This window comes from Pseudobacillus sp. 179-B 2D1 NHS (genome assembly GCF_045370945.1).
In the GTDB taxonomy this organism is placed as follows: Bacteria; Bacillota; Bacilli; order Bacillales; family Domibacillaceae; genus Pseudobacillus.
On sequence record NZ_JBIQDP010000032.1, the window covers coordinates 1 to 19805 of the forward strand.

At 34.9% G+C, this 19805-nt stretch carries 22 protein-coding genes; all 22 read right to left on the reverse strand.

The annotated features are described in order from the left end of the window. Nucleotides 1–154: 154 nt before the first annotated feature. The 22 genes from ACH0BF_RS22095 to ACH0BF_RS22200 all read right to left on the reverse strand — a co-directional run bounded on the left by ACH0BF_RS22095 (nt 155) and on the right by ACH0BF_RS22200 (nt 19801). Nucleotides 155–1120: a coiled-coil domain-containing protein gene (locus ACH0BF_RS22095; protein WP_340856682.1), complete on the reverse strand. Its 966-nt coding sequence runs from the start codon at nt 1118–1120 to the stop codon at nt 155–157. Between the two features lie 50 nt (nt 1121–1170). After that, on the reverse strand, nt 1171–2241 hold the full coding sequence (locus ACH0BF_RS22100; protein WP_340856684.1) for a C40 family peptidase: 1071 nt from the start codon (nt 2239–2241) through the stop codon (nt 1171–1173). Between the two features lie 2 nt (nt 2242–2243). Next, nucleotides 2244–2843: a hypothetical protein gene (locus tag ACH0BF_RS22105; protein WP_340856685.1), complete on the reverse strand. Its 600-nt coding sequence runs from the start codon at nt 2841–2843 to the stop codon at nt 2244–2246. Between the two features lies 1 nt (nt 2844). Further along, nucleotides 2845–4809: a VirB4 family type IV secretion system protein gene (locus ACH0BF_RS22110; RefSeq protein WP_406910301.1), complete on the reverse strand. Its 1965-nt coding sequence runs from the start codon at nt 4807–4809 to the stop codon at nt 2845–2847. A 10-nt stretch (nt 4810–4819) separates the two neighbouring features. Beyond that, nucleotides 4820–5482: a hypothetical protein gene (locus ACH0BF_RS22115; protein WP_340856688.1), complete on the reverse strand. Its 663-nt coding sequence runs from the start codon at nt 5480–5482 to the stop codon at nt 4820–4822. Continuing rightward, nucleotides 5463–5819 (reverse strand): DUF5592 family protein, encoded by a 357-nt coding sequence (locus ACH0BF_RS22120; RefSeq protein WP_340856689.1) that lies wholly within the window; start codon nt 5817–5819, stop codon nt 5463–5465. The genes ACH0BF_RS22115 and ACH0BF_RS22120 overlap by 20 nt, the downstream gene beginning before the upstream one ends. Then, the gene (locus ACH0BF_RS22125; protein ID WP_406910302.1) at nt 5816–8239 is read right to left on the reverse strand and encodes a pLS20_p028 family conjugation system transmembrane protein; all 2424 of its coding nucleotides are present in this window, start codon (nt 8237–8239) and stop codon (nt 5816–5818) included. The genes ACH0BF_RS22120 and ACH0BF_RS22125 overlap by 4 nt, the downstream gene beginning before the upstream one ends. Nucleotides 8240–8275: 36 nt before the next feature. Next, nucleotides 8276–8875 carry a hypothetical protein gene (locus ACH0BF_RS22130; RefSeq protein ID WP_406910303.1) on the reverse strand — a complete coding sequence of 200 codons (600 nt, stop codon included), beginning with the start codon at nt 8873–8875 and terminating at the stop codon, nt 8276–8278. Nucleotides 8876–8918: 43 nt separating this feature from the next. Further along, nucleotides 8919–9386, reverse strand: coding sequence for a hypothetical protein (locus ACH0BF_RS22135; protein WP_340856695.1), 468 nt, complete (start codon nt 9384–9386; stop codon nt 8919–8921). A 268-nt stretch (nt 9387–9654) separates the two neighbouring features. After that, on the reverse strand, nt 9655–10782 hold the full coding sequence (locus ACH0BF_RS22140; protein WP_340856696.1) for an ATPase, T2SS/T4P/T4SS family: 1128 nt from the start codon (nt 10780–10782) through the stop codon (nt 9655–9657). Further along, nucleotides 10772–11044 carry a YdbC family protein gene (locus tag ACH0BF_RS22145; protein WP_340856698.1) on the reverse strand — a complete coding sequence of 91 codons (273 nt, stop codon included), beginning with the start codon at nt 11042–11044 and terminating at the stop codon, nt 10772–10774. The genes ACH0BF_RS22140 and ACH0BF_RS22145 overlap by 11 nt, the downstream gene beginning before the upstream one ends. 26 nt (nt 11045–11070) lie before the next feature. Continuing rightward, a complete protein-coding gene (locus ACH0BF_RS22150) occupies nt 11071–11772 on the reverse strand; it encodes a flagellar assembly protein FlaJ (RefSeq protein WP_340856699.1) in 702 nt (233 codons plus the stop codon). A 1-nt stretch (nt 11773) separates the two neighbouring features. Continuing rightward, a complete protein-coding gene (locus tag ACH0BF_RS22155; RefSeq protein WP_406910304.1) occupies nt 11774–14065 on the reverse strand; it encodes a VirD4-like conjugal transfer protein, CD1115 family in 2292 nt (763 codons plus the stop codon). A 49-nt stretch (nt 14066–14114) separates the two neighbouring features. After that, on the reverse strand, nt 14115–14471 hold the full coding sequence (locus ACH0BF_RS22160; protein ID WP_340856703.1) for a hypothetical protein: 357 nt from the start codon (nt 14469–14471) through the stop codon (nt 14115–14117). A gap of 16 nt (nt 14472–14487) precedes the next feature. After that, entirely contained in the window at nt 14488–14916 is a 429-nt protein-coding gene (locus ACH0BF_RS22165) for a hypothetical protein (RefSeq protein WP_340856705.1), read from the reverse strand. Between the two features lie 232 nt (nt 14917–15148). Continuing rightward, nucleotides 15149–16543 (reverse strand): toprim domain-containing protein, encoded by a 1395-nt coding sequence (locus ACH0BF_RS22170; protein ID WP_406910305.1) that lies wholly within the window; start codon nt 16541–16543, stop codon nt 15149–15151. Continuing rightward, the gene (locus tag ACH0BF_RS22175) at nt 16506–17459 is read right to left on the reverse strand and encodes a hypothetical protein (protein WP_406910306.1); all 954 of its coding nucleotides are present in this window, start codon (nt 17457–17459) and stop codon (nt 16506–16508) included. The genes ACH0BF_RS22170 and ACH0BF_RS22175 overlap by 38 nt, the downstream gene beginning before the upstream one ends. 85 nt (nt 17460–17544) lie before the next feature. Continuing rightward, complete coding sequence (locus ACH0BF_RS22180) at nt 17545–17787, reverse strand: pilin (RefSeq protein ID WP_406910307.1); 243 nt, start codon at nt 17785–17787, stop codon at nt 17545–17547. A gap of 7 nt (nt 17788–17794) precedes the next feature. Further along, a complete protein-coding gene (locus ACH0BF_RS22185) occupies nt 17795–18040 on the reverse strand; it encodes a hypothetical protein (protein ID WP_340856716.1) in 246 nt (81 codons plus the stop codon). 55 nt (nt 18041–18095) lie between these two features. Then, nucleotides 18096–18263 carry a hypothetical protein gene (locus ACH0BF_RS22190; protein WP_406910308.1) on the reverse strand — a complete coding sequence of 56 codons (168 nt, stop codon included), beginning with the start codon at nt 18261–18263 and terminating at the stop codon, nt 18096–18098. Nucleotides 18264–18684: 421 nt separating this feature from the next. Next, nucleotides 18685–19083 carry a hypothetical protein gene (locus ACH0BF_RS22195; RefSeq protein WP_406910309.1) on the reverse strand — a complete coding sequence of 133 codons (399 nt, stop codon included), beginning with the start codon at nt 19081–19083 and terminating at the stop codon, nt 18685–18687. Next, on the reverse strand, nt 19076–19801 hold the full coding sequence (locus ACH0BF_RS22200) for a hypothetical protein (protein WP_406910310.1): 726 nt from the start codon (nt 19799–19801) through the stop codon (nt 19076–19078). The genes ACH0BF_RS22195 and ACH0BF_RS22200 overlap by 8 nt, the downstream gene beginning before the upstream one ends. Between the last annotated feature and the right edge of the window lie 4 nt (nt 19802–19805).

Sequence of the window (19805 nt, forward strand, 5' to 3'; positions counted from 1 at the left end):
AGAGCATAAGGGAAAAATGCCCCCACTTAACGTGTGGGGTTAGGCAGAGCCTAACTTTTCAATGGGGTCACAAAAAACAGGAAAGCCATACAAAAGCCATACAAAAATCCAAAAAAAACATGACCTATTTCATCTCATATCTCCCTTTAAAAACTCATTCTTCGGTTTTATTGAATGCTGTTTTCATTGTACCTTTTGTTTTATCTTCAACACTTTTTTTAACCGTCTTCAACTCAACATCTTTTAATTTTTCATACAACTTTACTTGCTTTTCTTTCAATCGTTGCACTTGATTTTCATATTCACTTTTACTTTTTTCTGCTTCTTTAATCGCTTCTTGCAGGGATACAATTTGAGCATATGCATCTTGTTTTTCCTCTTCTGTTTTGTATTTTATTTCATTATTTATTGTTTTAATTTCACCTTGAATGGACGAAATCAGCTGATCTTGAAGAGGGATATTGTCATTTTGTAAAGCTAAAATTTCTTTCTTCACTTGTTTAATTTCCAACATTATTTGTTCTTTTTGATAGGCAAGATTAGAGTTAGTTTTCAGATGCTTATTCAATTTAATTTTCCGATAATCACCAACAACCACTGTTTCCGTTGGTTTCGGCTGAACAAATTTTCTTGTCTCTTCCTCTGGATTAACTGTACCCGTATCTGTCGCCAAATCCTTTTTCATTTCATTCTCTATAATTTTTGGATCTCTAGTTTCACGCACGAACAATCCAATATAGCGAAACTCTTCAGGCACTTTTCTTATTTGCAACACAACATTTTCATCATCCTGATACATCACTTTAACAGGGATTTTTAATTTACTATCTCTCTCTTTAGCTGCAAAAGAGAACGTTGGTTTAATATGATCTGTGCCTACATGTTTCGTTTTTAATACCACTTCCATCAGATGTTGTTTCGGATTATACTCCCACTTTTGCAAAACCAAATTTGTTTGATCTAGTCCATTAATCTCCGTATAAAAAGGGGTTTGCATGATAGGGCTATCATCATACATCCACACTTTTGACGAAAAGAAAGTGATAAGTAATAAGCCAGATACAATAAATAAACCAATATAAAACTTGTTTTCAATCTTTCGATTTAATTTTAATTTCATTCTTCTACACTCCTTTCTCAACAAAAAAACTAGGTGGATTAACACACCACCTAGTCAATACTTGCAAAACGACCAAAACCGGCAAATCGAGAGTCATTAAAATAATTATCTTTAACCGGGTTATAACGGATTCCTTTTTTCTTTGATTGAGCGTTAAACATCATCCCATTACCTACATAAATTCCGACATGAGATATTCCTTGCTTGTACGTATTTTTATAAAAAACTAAGTCGCCTGGTTTCGCTTCAGAAGCAGGAATTTTTTTTGCTGCTGAGTATTGCGCTGCTGCCGTTCGAGGGATATTAACACCTAAGATAGCTTTATAAATGTATTGAGTTAGTCCACTACAATCAAAAGAAGTTTTCGGACTTGCACCGCCCCATGTATACTTCCATCCATTATATTTTTCAAATTCTGCTTTCATTGCTTTAAAAGTTGCACCACCAACATTAGGATCAAGCGGCAATCCCTCTAGTCCTTCTGTTACCTCACAATTCATTGTCAAGCCGCCAAGTTGCGCAGCATATTCAGTAACACGTGGAACCCAATGACTGTTTAAATTATTCGGATCATTAGCTGCACCGAGTGGAGCATAGACTGATCCGAGCTTTTCAATCGTATTCAATCCATCTTTGATAATACGGTTATGCAAAGTTCTTCCCATAGCTGCTAATCCCTCTTCTAATGTTGCGAATACATATAAGCGTTTACTCCCTGTCTTGGGGTCCATTAAGCCCCCGGGATTATTTTTGTTTTTTATTGCATTCGACGTTCCAAATCCTGTTTCATGAAGAGCAATGGCAGCAAAAAGTACTGGATCAATCCCTTGTTCTTTTGCTATTTTAATAATGGTGTTTTCTGTACCTTTTAGTTTTCCTGCACCTGCAAGAGTGCTTTGAAATTTAGCCAAATCAATCTCTCCTGTTATAGAGCAAGAAGACGAGAAGCCATCTGGAGAACTGCTGTTATTGGATGATCCTACAACAGCCCCTAGAATGGCTAGTACAAGTATGGCAAACACTACAGTAATTGCAATTCCCGATGTTCCAAATAATCCAATGATCCATAAAACTAATTTCTTTTGAAGTGCTTTTATAACTGCTTGTTGCAATTTCTTCATGGTTAAACAATACCTTTCACAATCCACTTATTCTCTTCTGGAGATTGAATGAGTGTGACATAAATGGCTTGTGTTTGTTCTTTGACAACTGTCTGACCGTTCATTATATCCCATGTAGCAATTACTTCAATTTTCACTTCATCACTTTCATCAGAAGCAACAGAAAATAACTCTAATTCTTTAATGTTTCGTGTAATTCCATCTGATCCAGTTGCTAATTCTTCTTTAATAGACATAAAAAAAGAAGGATCTGAAATTCCTTCCCATGCAGACAGATCATCTTCATCTTGCAACCACATAGTAGTTGCCTTACGGGCTGTTTCTTTTGCTAACTTCAACGAATCAGCTCCAAATTGATCTGTATATTCTTTGTCATAGTTCTGATCATCCTGTGAAAAATCCGTTTCTGTTTTAATCGGATCAGAAACATCAAGCTCATTCTTATTGGTTTCTTCTTCATAATTTACTTGGCCAAAACCATCTTCAAAATCAGAGTCTTCTTTACCTTCTTCCTTATTAAATATGTTAAATGCGGCGACACTAACAATGACTAAACCAATGGCCACAAGCATAAAAAACTTTGTCTTTGTCGCTTTATCCATGTTACATTCCCCCTGTAAACAAGGCTAATTCTTCGGATGATGCCTCTACACTAAACATCAAGTTTCCGACACCATTAATTGATAATAAACAATCTCCTTGTTGGAATTGAGGAATTTGTGTTAACTCACTCTCACTCATTTGCCCTTCAAAGATAGTCCTTAATGCATCAAAAGTATTTGAATCTTGTTGCATAATAAATTTGTATTGAGTCAATTCAAACAATGTTCTAATTTTAGTAACTACTTCTGAATCAGAATGATCAGGTACAAAATCTCGTATTGATTGACTAGCTAACAGTAAACCACCAAAGTATTTACGTGCTTCCCTAGCAAAGCCTGTAAGGAAGTTAACAGCTAACATATTTTCAGAATTAACCATACGATGAGCTTCATCAATGATAACTAAGAAGCGTGCCGCATCATCTATATCAAATCCTTCTTGATACATTGCTTTCATTTGAGGAGCACCAATTTGAATTAGATTATCCCAAATCAATGTTAAAGCATTATACATCTGAGCATTAAAAATGTGTTTCTCTAAGCGAGTCAAATTTCTTATAGAAAAAAAGATAACTTGCTCGTTTGTAAATTCAGGCAAAGTAGTGTGACCATTAAACAGATAGGCATAACTATGAACCAAATTATCAAGAACCAATTCAATCTTTTCTAAACGATTGGCGCGTGCAGTTGAAAGTTCAGGTCGAATAATCCGTTGATCGGGATTTTCATACAATTCTTCACGATTAAACTTCAGTAAATCACTAAGTATCGGATACTCCTCATTTGGCAAATTTGTTACACCTGTTGTACCAATTTTTTCTGAAAACCCAAGAGAATCATAAAAATTGCGCAAGAGCTTCTTGAATTCTTCTAGCTCTTCCGCAGAGGGATCGTTAGCAATAAATTCATAAAATGTAGCTACTTTAGAAAGATGCTGCATAAAACTCAGCTCTTCATTTTTAGCCGTATCTCCTCCATCTTCTACTTTATAAATTTGTAATGGGTTGATAATTCCCTGAGTTCCGTCTAAACTAATGCTTTTTCCTTGTAATGCATCCACAAGTGTACTAAATTCTCCTGTAACATCAAAACCTCTGATAAAATTGCCACGACAAGTGTTGTCTGTTGTTAATTTTTTCAATAGAGTCGATTTTCCAGCACCCATTGTACCTACGACTACACCATTATAGAATCTTCTTTTCTTATCCTTGTGAAACATGTCAAAGATAACATTCCCGCCTGTAAACGATAGACCTACATAGCTACCTTTTTCATCGTTTAACTCTGCAAAATGGAACGGCAATCCAGCAGCTAAAGAAAGAGCTGGCAGCCCTTTTCCTTCTCGGCTGTTAGGCAAATTTTGTTGTTCTTTATATGGAAGAAATAACGATTGCCATTCCCATCGAGATTCATTTAAAAAGATCTGTCCCTTAAATCCATAAGAGGTTAAATCCGTAATAATACTTTGAATCTTTTGCTCTAGCTGCATGATCGTTTTTTCATGCACAAATAAACGAATGTGCATGAGCTTAACTACCTCTCCCATTTGGCTAATACTTTTATATAACTCTTCTAACTCACTATAACTATGAGAGGCATCCATTCGTTCAGATTGATGTTTAGAACTCATATAACGTGTATTTTGCTCCAACATACTTTTATTAATAGAAGAGATTGTTTGATCCTTTTGCATAGTTGATACATCTTTAACAAGAATTACATCACGCATGGATGATAACTTTTCTAACCATAATTCATCGACAGCCGAAGGATAGTCCCAAATATGAATACATGCTTCATATCCATCACCTTTCTGTATGTACTTATCCTTAAATGAAACACCTCCTACTGGCTGAATAGCAGCTAGAAAGGAGGGATCATATTTTTCATTTTTCTTTTTATTTTCAACTTGTTCATTACTTTTTGGCTTTGCTTTATGTGTAAATTTATTAAGCAACGTCTTCATGCAATTCACCTCAAATTTTCGAGTTTTGATTATTTAACAGAAATAAAACATCAATTTTTTTATCTAAAGTTAATTTCTCTAAAGGAAACGAGTGCTGCATACTACGAATAACTTGTTTTTTTCTTTCCTCTAACTGTTCAGGAGTATCAGCATAAATAAAAAGGAAAAATTCCCGATTAGTACGCTCTCTTTCTAAGTAATCTAGTTCAAACAGTTTACGGTCAATAAATTTTAAACGAAGTGGATCGCTTGTCTTCTCCTTTTTTTTCATCCAATACAATTTTTGTTTTTGAGTGTTTGCAGGAAAGTTTAACACCACTTCTTTGTAATCATAAGAATAACTACGCATAAACCGAGTTTGAGATAATAGCATATATTGCAAATCTTCATCACTCATAGAATACAAGTCTTTTGTGTTAACTTGAAAAATATCCATTACCCCATTTTTCAAAGTAAGATAATCTTCATTTCCTTTAATAAACGGCAAAATAGCTGGTGTTTGCCTTAGTACCTTATCCACTTTCTTTTTGGCGACTTTTGTTTTTGCATTCCCTTTACTTTTCAATCTCTTTTTTCTGAATTTCTCCAAAAAAGCATTTTCTTTTCTTTTATTCGTCTCTGAATATGTCGGAACAACAATTGGTTTCAATGTATTAATTTCTTGCTTGGCCATTCTGACTCTCTCCTCCTTCCTTAGCTTTGTCTCCGTATAACATCTCATTTAGAATTTTGTTAGTATCAATAGAATAGTAAAAATGGCGATTGTGTTTAAAAAACAAGTAAACAGACATATAGTTTTTCACTCCCGGATTATTGCTTGACGGCATAAATGCCCAAAATAGCAACAAGCCTGTCACAAGAAAATATGGAATTGTAAAGACGCTGTGAACAAGATCCTTTAATACGGTAAAAATAAAAAGAGAGCTAATCACGAAAATGAATAGCTCCTTCATTTCTAAGCCAAAAAGTTTAGGCTTAGATCGTATTTCCTTTGGAATGTTATATTTCATTCGTTAATCCCCTTTCTCTCATTTCTTTGCTTGGCTGGCCTTATTTCTGAAGAGCGGTTTTTTGCTGAGACTTGATTTTTAATATTCGAGATCTGCCCTAAACTTGTAGTTGCTTTTCTAATATTCTGCCCTAAAGAAAACCCACTATTTCCTGCTCTTACAATTGTTTCTTTGGCTTGTTGAACAGCTCGATTTCCTCCGATAAGTGTATTAGAGTGTGACGCTTGCTTGTGTCCATAATTGCTAACCTGTCCTTGTCCATTTGCAGGTTGACTACTTGTATATTGACCACTTGCAGGAATAGTAGCATCGTTTACGGCTTTATCCATTCTTCCAGACGGAACACTCGATACCGAAGAAGTAGACTCGCCTGTAGCATGGTTTGTATCCGGCATTGGCGCAGCAGGATTATCATTTTTAACTGCTAATGCTGATTCTCTACTATTTCCATTATGATTAATTGGTTGAACATTTGAATTTATTTTTGAGCTTGGTTGACTCGTTGTATTTGGCATTGGCGAAGTACCTGTTTCTCTCACTTGGCTAGGAACTTTACTTGATTCACTTGAATTAGTTGGTGAGACAGCCGCAGGTTTAGGCACAGCCGAACCCGGCTTTGTTTCTGAACTTTCTGAAGGAATTGGTTTAGATTCTTGCCCTGAAGGAATTGACTTGGATTCTTTCTTAGATTCCAATGAAGAGCTTTTTTCAGTTGGTATCGTCGATATACCAGGTTTTTCATTTCCTTCTGACAAACTATTTCCTTCTGATAAATTATTTGTGCTGAGATTTTTGCTTTGATCAGAGTCAGGAATTGAACTAGCTGCTGATAGTTCTCTTCCTAACGGAACTACACCATCTCTACCATTATCATTCTCATTAGACTGAGGAATAGGCATATCGTTATCTTTCTCTTTATCCATTTCTCCAACTGCTCCCTTTACATTTTGGTTGTCATAGTTATTAGATAACAAATCTTTATTATCCTCATTTCCTTCCGCATTATTAGGAATCTGTTTAATTGGCATTTTGGGTATGCCACTCTTTGCTTGTTCTTGTGGCGTTTTACTCATCATTCCTGAAACAGACCTTCTTGCAAAGTTTGCCGCACTAGCTAGACCCACTCCTGCCTTACCAAGTCCATTGATTCCTTTTTTCGCTGCATCAATTCCTGCACTTGCTGTTTTAGCCCCTGCATAAGCTCCCATCAAAGCCTGTGAGCCGTTGCGTAGTCCTGCATCAATTCCTAGCATCCGTTGTACAATATCAGGTGCATCAATTAAAGCCCACGTACCAGCAATAAGTAGCAATAATACCCCGATTCCTCCAATGTCAGCTTTCAAACCATTTGACCACGTTGCAAACATTATGAAGATTTTTAAGAGCATCATCATAATAAAAATAATTGCGAACGTGTTCATAATTTCAACCAAGACTTTTTTGGTTCGCTGTCCTCCTGTTAAATCGGTCACAGCTACGAACATTCCATAAATTTGATGAAAGGCAAGATCAAAAATAGATCTTCCTATTTTAACCACAGTGATTAGCATGGCAAAAGCTGTTACAGCCAATGAAAAGGTTAATACGCCCCAGTTCACATGATAGCGATAATAACTTTCCTGACCTAAATTAGTTCCTATTACTTGATTGTCACGCAGATCTCTTACAACAAATTGATCTCCATTCCCTGTAGCTGCAAGCTTCTTCTGTAGAACTTTCTTAGTATCATCATCCAGATCTTTTACCCAATCTTCCTTGTTAATCCAACCGTCATCCTCTTTTAAGTCCAATTTCTCACTAAACGAGATATAAGGTAAAGACTTCTCAGATAAACGATTCGCATAAGTGAAATCTGTTGTTCCAACTTCAGGATTGCTTCTGTCAGCAGGACGAGGCGGCAATCCTCCTTCACCTGAATTACTTTTGGAAAACCTAAAGTCATTTTGAGCATAATAAAGTACATCTGCTACATTGCTTTTAACTATTCCTGCTGAAAGGCTTTCTTCCTTTGGATTTATTTGATTAATGCTTGCATTGGTTAACTTCCCCATATTAGTCATTAAATCAGGTATCAACACAACCATCGAAGCAGCCAAAATAACATTTAAGAATATTTCATTGCGCTTGTCGATCTTATTTAACATAAATTGAAACCCTAATACAATAAGGGCAAGCAAAAACAACCCCCATATAATAGGGCGAGCAGTGTTCATAAAGTTTTGAACCGGCTCTGATGCATAGAAGTTATTTAATGTAATGACTTTATCTACAATATTCTCAATAAATGTATTTAACCATGATAATAAAAATACAAGACCTCCACCGACATTCCGAAGAGCGTCTTGCCACAACCATCCGTCACTAATATGCAAGATATGATCTAACTTTTTATATAAATCAATCAATTGATCATCGCTCACATGATCACTCCTTTCACCTAACCAAAAAGGGTCTACCTAATTGGTAGATCCTTTTTGGTCAGTCAAACTTATTTGAGAAACTTGTATATATTCCAGTATCTTTTTAACGTCCCGATCTATACTCGAAATTTCCTCTAAATGATTTACATTGTCTTTTGCTTCTTTCTTGAATAAATCCTTTGCCTCTTTAGAGGTCATTTCTTTAGTCATTAATGTGTTAACTCCACCGTTTTCTACAAGGGATAAACTAAAGAAAGGGTTCCACATATTCTCTGATTTTGGATGAATATATGTTTGAGATAATTTTTGTGCTTCTTTATTACCCATCTCTCCGACATTAATGTAATAAGCAGTTAAGCCAGCCCGACGAAAAGAGTCATGAAATGCATCAATTAGTTTTGTTTTTTCTATGTCATTATTATTAGCAGTGAAAGAAAACAAAATAAATGTTTCATGATTCTCAAACTTTTTTTTTAGTTGAGAAATAGTCAGTTCATTCATTCCTTTTTGTGATGAACTCTCACACCCGGACAACACTCCTAGTAGTAAAAAGACAGCTAATAGAGAAGACAAACCATTCTTGAAGAGGCATTTAAGAAACTTTATTCTGCTGTTCATATCATCTTTTCCTTTCACTTTTACACTTGTATACTTTTACACTTTCACTCTTTTACACAAGTTATAAACGAACCGATATATCTACCTTTTTCTTTTGCAAAAGATAAAGGTTTAATAGTATCGCACCGTACATCAATAGCAGCACAACTACTCCTGCAATTGAAACGGAGAGAAATATTTCCCATAACTCAGAAACAACTGTGCGTAACATAACAGCAATAAAGGCAACCATTCCTAAAAGAATATAAACATTAAAAGAAAATATTTTTTTCTTTTTATAGAGTTCATCCCGTTTAGTTAATTCAAACATCATATTATGCTGTACCTGTTTGAATAGGTCGTTAGCCTCTCCTCCTCGATCATATTTAATTTTTAAATTTTGGTGAAATTGATCCAACGAAGGAAACTCATATTTCTCGAAGTGTGTTGTATTTAATGCTGCATTGTTTTCAATGTCCTCAATAGTTTTGTCAATGTCCCTCTGAATATCCGCAGTAACGGTTTCTCTTGTTGCTTTTAAAGAATGCAAAACATTTTCCCCTGCCTGCATAAAAAAGATCATATTCGTAACATACTTTAATAGCTCTTTAAGATGAAGTTGATGCTTATCCAGTTTCCTATGTCGATAAGTAAAGTTAAAAAAGAAAAATAATGATCCTATCCCCCCTACACAAAGACTCACTATGTAGGACTCTGAGATAAAATAAAAGAACGCATAGTTTAAAAGAAATAAGAAAATCAAATGAAATAAGAGTTCCCATCCACTGAACAGAACTCTTATCTCTTTCCATATTTGTTTAAATGGCATGTATTTCATTCCTTTCTTGTTTGAACACATCTGGCAACAGATGATATAACTCTTTGTCCTCTATACTATCTAATACTTTTTGTGACAAAGGATTAAACTCTTGTTCAAATCGGTATTCTTTTAAACTCGGATCATACTTAATTAGTTCCCGATACAAGTAAGTTCCAACAGCCCCTTTCTCAGTAAAATCAGTGTATTCTACAATCTCTTTAATACGTCTAACTGTTTTCCCATTTATTACTTTTGATTGTAAGTGAATCCCGAAACGTAAAAACTCGATGATTTCATTTCCAATTAATTGATCATCTATGATAGCATACGCAGGAGATTGACGTATCATAGGGATTAATCGAGAAGGAATGTTCATCGCACCTTTTGCATGAATGGTCGTAATGATTGCGTGATCTGTCTTTGCGCTGTCTAAAACATCAGCAGATACAGCACCCCTAGTTTCTGCAATAATGATCCAGTCTGGGTTATTTCGTAATGCGGCTCGCACAGAATCGGCCATTGTAAATTTATCAGAGATCGTTTTCCAGCTACTAATATCTTTTAAAGGATAAAGTGTTTTAATGTGACTATCTCTTGTATCTTCCACCAGGATAATATTAGAGTCTTCATCAATGAAGCTAACAAGCAATTTTTGTAATTCCGTTTTACCTGTCCCTGTTCTACCACTGATCAAAATATTACTTTCTGCTAACATTAATACTTTTAGTAAATTCTCAACATCTGTATGCACACCCGATGTAAGATCGGAAATCGAAGAAACCGCTAATCTTGGACGTGAGACACGGATAGCAAAAGTCATCCCATCTTCACTAATACATTCATGAACAGCATTCACTCTTAGGAAACCAATTTCCGTATTTAACTCTGGCTTGGCATTAGTGAATTCTTCCTTTTGAATATCGGCAATCTGTTTAATCAGACGCTTTACTTCCTCATAGCTAGGTTGCTTTGGAGCAGGGTATCGTCCCTTTTCATTATGTTGTAGACGTAAAGATGTACCGTTAAATTTAATATCCGTAATACCTTCATCCTTTATATATTCACCAATAAAACTATTTTCCAAAATTTCTTGTATTCTCTTCTCCTCTATTTGTTTAGCTTCCATGTGAAAGACTCTCCTTTCTATATTCTTCATGCAAGTTTTGTGGTAATGTGTGTAAAACGTTGCCTAGCTCATGCATCTCTTTAGGAGTTAATGTCATTCCTTTTCCGATTGCTTTTTTATTAGGTGGCCACCATCTTATATCGTACTTTGCTTCAGCACCATTCCAACTGATTAAGTTCACTTCTTTAGTCCAACCATTTGAACCTACATTCAATACCGCAATTTCTTTTAGAATCGTGTAGCTCATTCTTAATTCATTCAAGTCAACTCCCCCCTTTCTTTATAAAATTACAATCCACTAATTGCATTCGTGATGTCTTTAAAGTAATGAAAGAAAATAACAGCAGCAAAACCAAATGATACAATTAGAGAAATAAAAATTGGCATGTAACTATACTTGTCCATTTCAATCATTTTTCTTTGAATTAATTCGTCCGTTTTATTTTCATGTAAAATGTAAATATAGTTCTCTAACTCTTTTAAGGCTTCTTTCTTTACTCCATACTCACTAAATTGATAAATCATATCCATGATCATATAGGCTTCACTTGTTCCAATGTAGTTTGCAAAAGCTAAATAATCATCACGACGATTCCCTTGTTCGATGTTCTCTACAAGTCTCTTTAGCTCCGTCTGAAGCGGATCGCTGGTATATTTAATAGTTTCCACTAATGTTTGGTACACGTTTCCAGACGACGAAAGCAACGCTAGAAAGCTTTGTAAAAATTGAGGAAACAAATAAGAGTTTAGTAAATCATTTTTTCTTTTACTAAAGATTAAATTTAAAAAAGGAATCTTATAACCGAGATAAAAAGCAACTGGTAATGTGATAAACCAAAGGTACTCTTTGATAAGTAAGATTCCCAAAGCGAAAATAAGAAAGAGAATTCCCCCATACACATACCGAACACGTGAAAATCTCTTTTTATCCATTCGGAAATAGGACAAATACATATTCAAATGGTTTTCCTTTATCAGCTCTGTGATCAATTTACACCATTCCTTTTATTTCATTTTTTAATTGTTCTTTTATGTCAACCTCACTTTGTTCATCTTCATCTTCAACTTGTTCTTCCTCATAATTTTCTTTATACAGTTCTTGGCTAGTAAGTTCATTGACTCTTTCTAGACTTTGTTTGTCTCTAACCTGCTTCATTTGCTTGATCCATCTATTTAAAACAGATACAGGTATGTAAGTTGCTAAACATTTTTCTATCACTCTCGCAAACATACTCGGCTGAATATCTGTTTGGTAAGTCAGATAACTAAACAAATGTAAAGGCGACCATTGTTCAAAGTTTATATCAGATGATAGTTCCTCACCTGACATGGCCAATAATTTTCGGATGTCCCTGCTAAGTGTTAACAAGGATTCTCTTCCCATGAGGCTACCCATTGATATAAACTGATCGTTTTCTGTTTTTGTAGTAAAGACCATTTCTTTCAAATCCATATCATGATAAGTAGAGGACATAATAGGTAACTCCATGATTGATCGACTTGTATCAAAGTCACCCGATAAATATTCCCATCTGAATTTTTGAGCTGTAACACCCCGATTAAATATCGGCTTAGGCTCTATTTTTCGTTTTTTATTATCCTGTCGTTTATTTGCTCGAACAACTACAGACTCTCCTTCTTTTAAACGCATTAATTCATCCGGCATCAATAATGCACGCTCTTTTACAGATTCACTATGTGATTTATCTGTAGATAAGAGTTTTCCACTTCGGCCAATATCCGTAATTGTCTTCTTTCCTATTAACGCTGAAAATTGTTCAGCTGTTTTTTCATCCTTAGTCAATATATAAATTTGGTTTGAACAGTTACCAATGATCGTGTCAGCTTCCTCTCCATACATTGATTTCACTTGCGAATATGCTTGAACAATTAAGTGGAATCGGAATCCTCGTCCGGCTCCTACTGTCACCATTCCAGCCATACCATCAATTGTCGGCATATTACCGAATTCATCTAATATGAAATGCACATGTCTTTGCATCTTTCCATTTGGACTCATGGTAGCTTTTTCAGCATTGACACGATAAAGTTGACTAATAAAGATACTTGCCAACACATGGTTAGACTCATCATAATCAGGTGTGGCCATGAAGATAGCAATCGGCTTGTCACCGAATCCAACATCACTTAGTGGTACACTGTTATAGCTAGTTAACTTTGCATTTGGTTCTAGTGTGAAAATTTGTAGCTTATCCATTGCTGTAGAGAAGATGCTTGCTCTTGTATTCCCTGCCGCAAAGTTACTGGTTGCATACATCATTCGAGCTGGATTATTTTCATCCCTTGCCTTAAAGAATAGATCCAATGCATTGTTTCCTTGATCATCATTGTCACTTCCAAGAGTTGAAAGAAAGTTGGCGACTGAATACATATTTACTTTCTCTTCTTTCCCAGTAGCAACGGCATCTTCCGTCAATGCCAATATAATTGCTGTTACTAATGATTTAGCTGAATTTGACCAGTAGGGATCTTTAGCGTTTGGATCATTATAAAGACTAAAAGCCACACTATTCGCATATTGTTGAGCCAAGCTAGTTTGCCCTTTCTTCCACGCATCTACAACTATTTTTAGTGGATCAAATCCCATAGACATATGTTGCTGAATTAGGTTAAATACATGTACCTCGTATCCTCTTTTTGTTAATGTCTCATAACTAGCTGCTGCCAGCTCTCCTTTTGGATCGTTGATTACAAGACTCGGCTTATTTTTAGCACGACTCAATACATCAATCATTGGAACTACCCAAGTCTCTCCTTTTCCTGACCGAGAAATACCAATCAACATTGTGTGAACTGGCCCCTCATCAATCAATAAACGATAAGGACGATACTTCTCCTGCAATCCAGCAACAATTGCTCCACCTTCTCCCTCATATTCTTTTTGAGAAGCAGGGATAATTTTGTATTGCTTTTTTAACTCTTTAACTGTTTCAAACTCACTCGTTCCATGCTGTCCCTCATTTAAAGATTGATAGTTTAAGCGAACGTTATAAACAAATTTCACTACTCCAACTAACGCAATAATGTAAAATCCCATATAAAAAGGGAAATATGCTTCTTGAAACACAAAAAAACTTTTCCCCGTAAGAGAAAAGTAGACGTTTTCAGGGTTCTCAGCAAATTGTTCTAAAACCCGTAATATCTCTTGTAAGAAAGCTAGGAGAAAATTAGCTAGAAAAAAGCTGATAAATAAGAAAGCCGCCACAATAACAATTAATATCTTTGTGTTGGCTATTCTTTCTAAAAACAACCTGTCTTTCAACCCTTTCACACCCCTTTCTTTTTTTAACGTCTTTCATTTATAAATGTATTTATCTTCTCATCACATGGACAACATTTTGTGATTTCAACTCACGCTTATTTTTAACACTTTGATACGTATAGTTGTACACGATATAAATGGTATCTCCAAACGTTCGTTTTCCAGATACTATATTCCCGTTTGAATCTTTAAAAGTGATTTTATATCCCTTATCCTTTAAAGAATCAACCACACGATTTACGTTAGATGTTACTCCGCCTTCCTCTTTAACCAATTCAGCTACTTCTGTAGTAACTTTCATAAAACCGTGATTATGAAGACTATCTATACCTATCATGAGCAGCCCAGGGAATAGTACTCCAATGAATAGAGCCATTGAAAAAATAGCTGCTTTCATTTCACCCATAATGTCACTTCCTTTCCTACGACTCTAGTTGATGTAATGAAAGATGCCTCTCTGCTGTACCTTTGACTGTTCCTTTGTCATCAACTAACTGCACACGAAATTGAATTCCTCGTATCTCCGGGTCACTTTCTGTGACTTTCCCTTTGCCATCCACAAATACATAATCTAGTTTAATATCATAAGGATGATTTTTTTGTACAGCAGTAAGATTCGCTGATAAATTTGCTACTAACTCCTCTTTATTGACATATTCAGTAGCACGATCTAGCTTTCCGTTTTCATTTAACTCATTTCGGATTGCACCTGCTGCTACAGTATCGGCTAAAACTTCTGCTTCTGATGTGGTTCTTACTGTAATGTTCTGTACAGAGGAGGCATAAGAGATTCCTAACACTAGAGCCATAAAAAGCAAAGCTGCAATCAACCATTTTAATGGTGTCGCCATGTTAAATTATCCTCCTCTCTTTTTTCTTGTTCTTGTAATAGTTTTCCTTATGAGTCTCTTTAATTGTCCAATTTAGTGTGCTAATCCCCTCTTTTAACAACTCACACATTTTGTCATTGTGGGGATTGGAAGCCTGTTCGTAGTGTTTTAATGTCTTTTTTCTTTTTTCAATTCTCTCCTTCAAATTTTTTCTAAAATAGTCGACATCAAACATACTTGGCCACCTTCCTTGTTATGCTCTTTCTCTTGGCTTATGGACTGAACTTGTTAATTGCATTTGTTGATAAGCTGCTTTAAACTTCTTTTCACTATGATTAAAAAAATCACTAATGTTTTTTATGCCCGAAGGATAAGTAAAAACTTGATAATGAACTTGCTCATCTTTTAATAGAGCTTCTAGTTGTTTTGTAGCATATATCCCTTTAGGATCTTTCGGCATAGCAAGCAGAATTTTCTTTTGATTTATTTCTTTTAAAGGGTTATTGAGTAGTTCTTTCATTTTTAACAGGATTTCTTCATTCCCTGCTGATACAATTCCTATTTCTGAATCAACACACCGAAATGAAATAGCATCTAACCTAGAGGAACAAAAAGCAATTACATCTGATTTCTCTTTTATGTCTATGAAACTTCTATCTTCATGGCTGAAAGATCGTTTGACTTGTTGAAAGCTTTCTCTAAATCCCTCATAGTCTTGTGTTAAATATTGATTCGGATCATTTATGTTAGAAGGAGTAGTAAAAAGTTGATAATCAGCTCTTATCACTTCTAATGAATTAACAAGTGCTCTTGCTGCTCTCCACCCTGCTATGTCATCATCTGGAGCAATCACAAATTTTTTCTCTTTAATCATTTCTGCTTCTTTGACAAGATAGTCACTTAAACTTTTTGATTTAGCTGCACCTGTCAGAGCATATAATCCTATAGCCGGATCAATCTCTCTAAATGAGGCTGCATCTAACACACTTTCTCCAATAACAATTAATTCTGCTTCTGACGAAACATCAATAAAAAAATCCCTCGTCTCTTTAGAGGGATTGACAATTAATTGAATTTCTTTAGGTTCAAGAGAGGGATCAATACTTGACCGTAGCAAAATACGATCTACCGAGCCTTCTTCACCGTATATTGGAAAGACTAGATTTCTTTTGCACATCCAATCATTTTCTTGATAATTCTTTGGAAATAGTTCTCTCCCATGTTCAAACATTTTTTTTACTAGTAAAGGATGACTTAAATCTATTAAAAAAGGTTCTGTTGTTTTTCGGGAAAGCCCTCTATATCCCCCTTCTAAACTTTTACTTTCTACTTGGAACTGCATATGTTTTAAATAGCGAGTAATCATTTCTAAGCTGTGGGCTTGTTTGTTGGTTAATGTGGGATAAGCGTTTGTTAACTGATGAGAAGATAAAGTTTCTTCTTTTTCTTGAAAGTGAATTATCATTCTAGCACCACATTCATTTTGCCGATTACACTGAATAAAGTTTAAATTGTTCTTATAAATGAAAGCTTCACGTTCTTCACACTCTGGACAAGTACACATAAAATAGCGGCCTTTATCACTAGCATTCAAATCTATTAGAGCATCTTCAATGTTTTGATAAATGACTTTCCTGTTCTTCTCCATCCACATCACGCACCTTTTTCCAATAAGAGGATATTACTGGACTAAATACGAGGGATTCAATAATTTCATCTGTGTTCAAAACAAAACCATTAAACAAAATCTCATCATACTTTCTTAAAAATTGATGAATCAGCTTAACATGCAGTTCATAAGCTTTTGTAAATCCGTTAAGCTCTACATATTTATCAAACAAGTACTTTTCTAGTTTTTGGTAAGGTAAAAACCGTATATATAATGCTTCCAGCCTTGCTTTAGGAATAGATTGATAGCTAGCAGTCGCATATTGAACAAACCGTTGAAAATTATTTTCTGATTGAAACCAAATAGAAGCAGCCTTTTTCAAATCATTATTTTGGTAATCTTGATGTGCTGTCATTTCTTCAACAGTAGCTTGAAATGCTGTTTTTACCGTAGTTATAATTTCTTCTAGCTCTGAAAAAAATCCAGTTGTGACATGCACATATACTTCATCAAACAGTTGTTTTAATTGTTGAACATCTAATACTAAGGGAAATGGACTTACATCAGCCCTTCCAAGTGTCTGATCAATTCGTACAGCAAATGATTGAAATTCTTTATTTAAAAATAGTTGTCTCTCTAATTCAGCATACTCACGCAATTTATTAGCATACTTGTGTCGAATCTCTTCTTCCCATTCCTCAAAATTTAAAATAGTCGTTTTCAGTTGATTTTCAAGAGACTGTTCGTTTTGAAAAAAAACCTGAGTAACTACTAATTGTTGACCATCAATCCAACATTCAAAAGACTTAGGTTCTATAACTCGTTTTTCACGATTTAATCGTTTTCTCATTCTTTGTACAATTTCTTCTGCCTCGCATAAAAAATAGAATCTATCCTCATCAATCTCACGTAAATATTCTCCCTCATCACTAAATCGTATGAACAAATTTCGCAAATTTTTATTTACTCTCCTTTCCGCAAAAATAAAAAAGGGTAATCAAGTACTAATAAGTTAAACTTGATTACCCCAATTTCATTTATTAAAATCCACCGCCAGCACCAACTTTTGTTCCAAGCCAAGTGACTAATGAAGCACCTAAATAAACCAGTCCGAAACCCACCCCAACATTGATCATCCAACTTGTACAAGATTCTTTTCGTTGAGGATCTTTTGCAAACATGTATATTAATCCAATAATGATAAGGACTAACCCGGCTAATGGCGGAGCTACAGTTTTAACATCAGCGGCTACGCCTGTAAAAGTAGAGACAAGTTTATCCAAATTTCATTCACTCCTTTGCAAGTTGTGCAATTTCATCTTTATTAGAAAGATTAAAATTCAGCACAACCTCTTGATGTTTTTTATGAAGCCATTCATAGTAAGAAATATTTTGGCCAGACAAAATTTCTTTTGCTAAAACTTCAAATTCAGTAAATCCAGAAGGTTTGGCAGGTTTAGAATTAGAGCGTCTTCTATTACTAGACGCTCTTGATTGTGAAGATTCTTGACTTTGTGAAAACTCTTGGTTTTGCACGATTTCCCTTCCTTTCTTTATTCAATTATTAAAACAACTTGTAATCGTATCATGATTACTTCGGCATTCCCGAACCAGCGAAAACATTATCCACCATTTTAGTAAAGGCAACACCGATCTTATCTAAAAGTGGATCTAGTACATCTGTTGAGAAAGCGACAAAAAGACCGAATACAACTAAAACAGCAATGATTATTGTAATAGCCCCTTTATGTTCACCCATTGTTTTCCCTCCTTTCACTGTTGTTTTGTTTTAACGTGAGATCTACCAAGCGTCAGCTTTTCGTTTTTGATCAAGCGCAAATAATGCAGCTACACTTACAAGAACTAAAGAAGTTACAAGAACCTTTTTTTTGTTGTTCATCTGCTTTCTCACCCCTTTAATGTCATAAAAAAAGCGCTCTCCACTATTCTTCAGAACGCTGAAAAGCATAAAAAAAGAAGCTAATTGGTGACATAAAGTCAATTAGCTTCTTTGAATTAATATTATTCTCAATGCTTTTCACGAACCTGTATGGAAAGCCCTTTTCTTTTGATACTAATAATATACCATGTAAAATTCGACTTTTTGTCCTTAAATAGTTCTCATATTGTCCCGAAATAGTCCGGTAATTGTCCCGAATTTGTTCTTGATTATAAAAAGATTATTTACTGATTTCTTTTAATTCGAGAAATCTAAACTTGATAACAGTAGAATAACCCTTACCATCAAATCTATCTCGATACTTATCTGTTGAGATACCATATACATAGTATTTTTTCCCTTTTGAATAACCAATTATAGCTGCCTTTTCACTTTCACTTTCCAATAACTCATAAGTGAAAACACCACTACGAGGTAGAGAGGAAAAATAGCCATAATTCATATGTTCGGTAACAATATGACGATTGCGCCACGGTTTCTTAAACTTTCCAACTTTGTGCGTTTGATGTTCTTCAAATACATAAGTTCTGCCAATCTCATACCATGACAAGCCTATAAACAACATACATTCCTCTAAAATTAAAGGCTCTTTCCCTTTAGAAAAAATGGCTTCAATCATTTTTCGTAGCACTACTTTCATTTTTTTGTTTTTCAATTTTAGAAATAAAAATTGCATGTTTTAGTTCTTGGATTTCCTTTACCAAATCATTCATGTCCCTCTTAATCGTGTTCATTTGACCCATTCTTTCTTCAAAATCAACCTCAAAACTTCTAGTTTTTTTTCGTGCAAATCGAGAGTTCTTTGGCAAAGTATAGTAAGTAACATGTGCAGTTGATTTTCTAGGATTATTAGTAGCAAAATACTCTATAGCAGAGTCATAAAGGAAAGATACATCTTCTCCCTTATCAAGCAAAGGCATCCTTTTCAACATTGGAAGTTGATTCAATGTGCTATCTCCATAAGGTAAATCAGGATCGAACTTTACAGTTAAATCATAAGCTGGACTGCCTCCAGAGTTTCTAAGGTGTAAATTAAGAAGGTTTGACGTTTTGGAATCTGGATGCATCCTTAGTGTTATTGCCGGTTCCTCTTGGGCTATTCTTTGCTTCCTAGTTTCCATAAATGTTAGAAGAGTGAAGAATAGTAGAATCAGAGTCCCTATTGATGCTAATGATGTAGCAATTAAAGAAAGAGCAGCATAAGCATCCTCATCCCAACTAATTTTTTTATATTGCGTAAATAAATAGAGTATTAACGAAAGAAAAACCGTTGTGATAGCCACTAGGGTTACAATAAAAACCCACGCACCTTTAAAATAACTTCTCAATTCAGACACGACA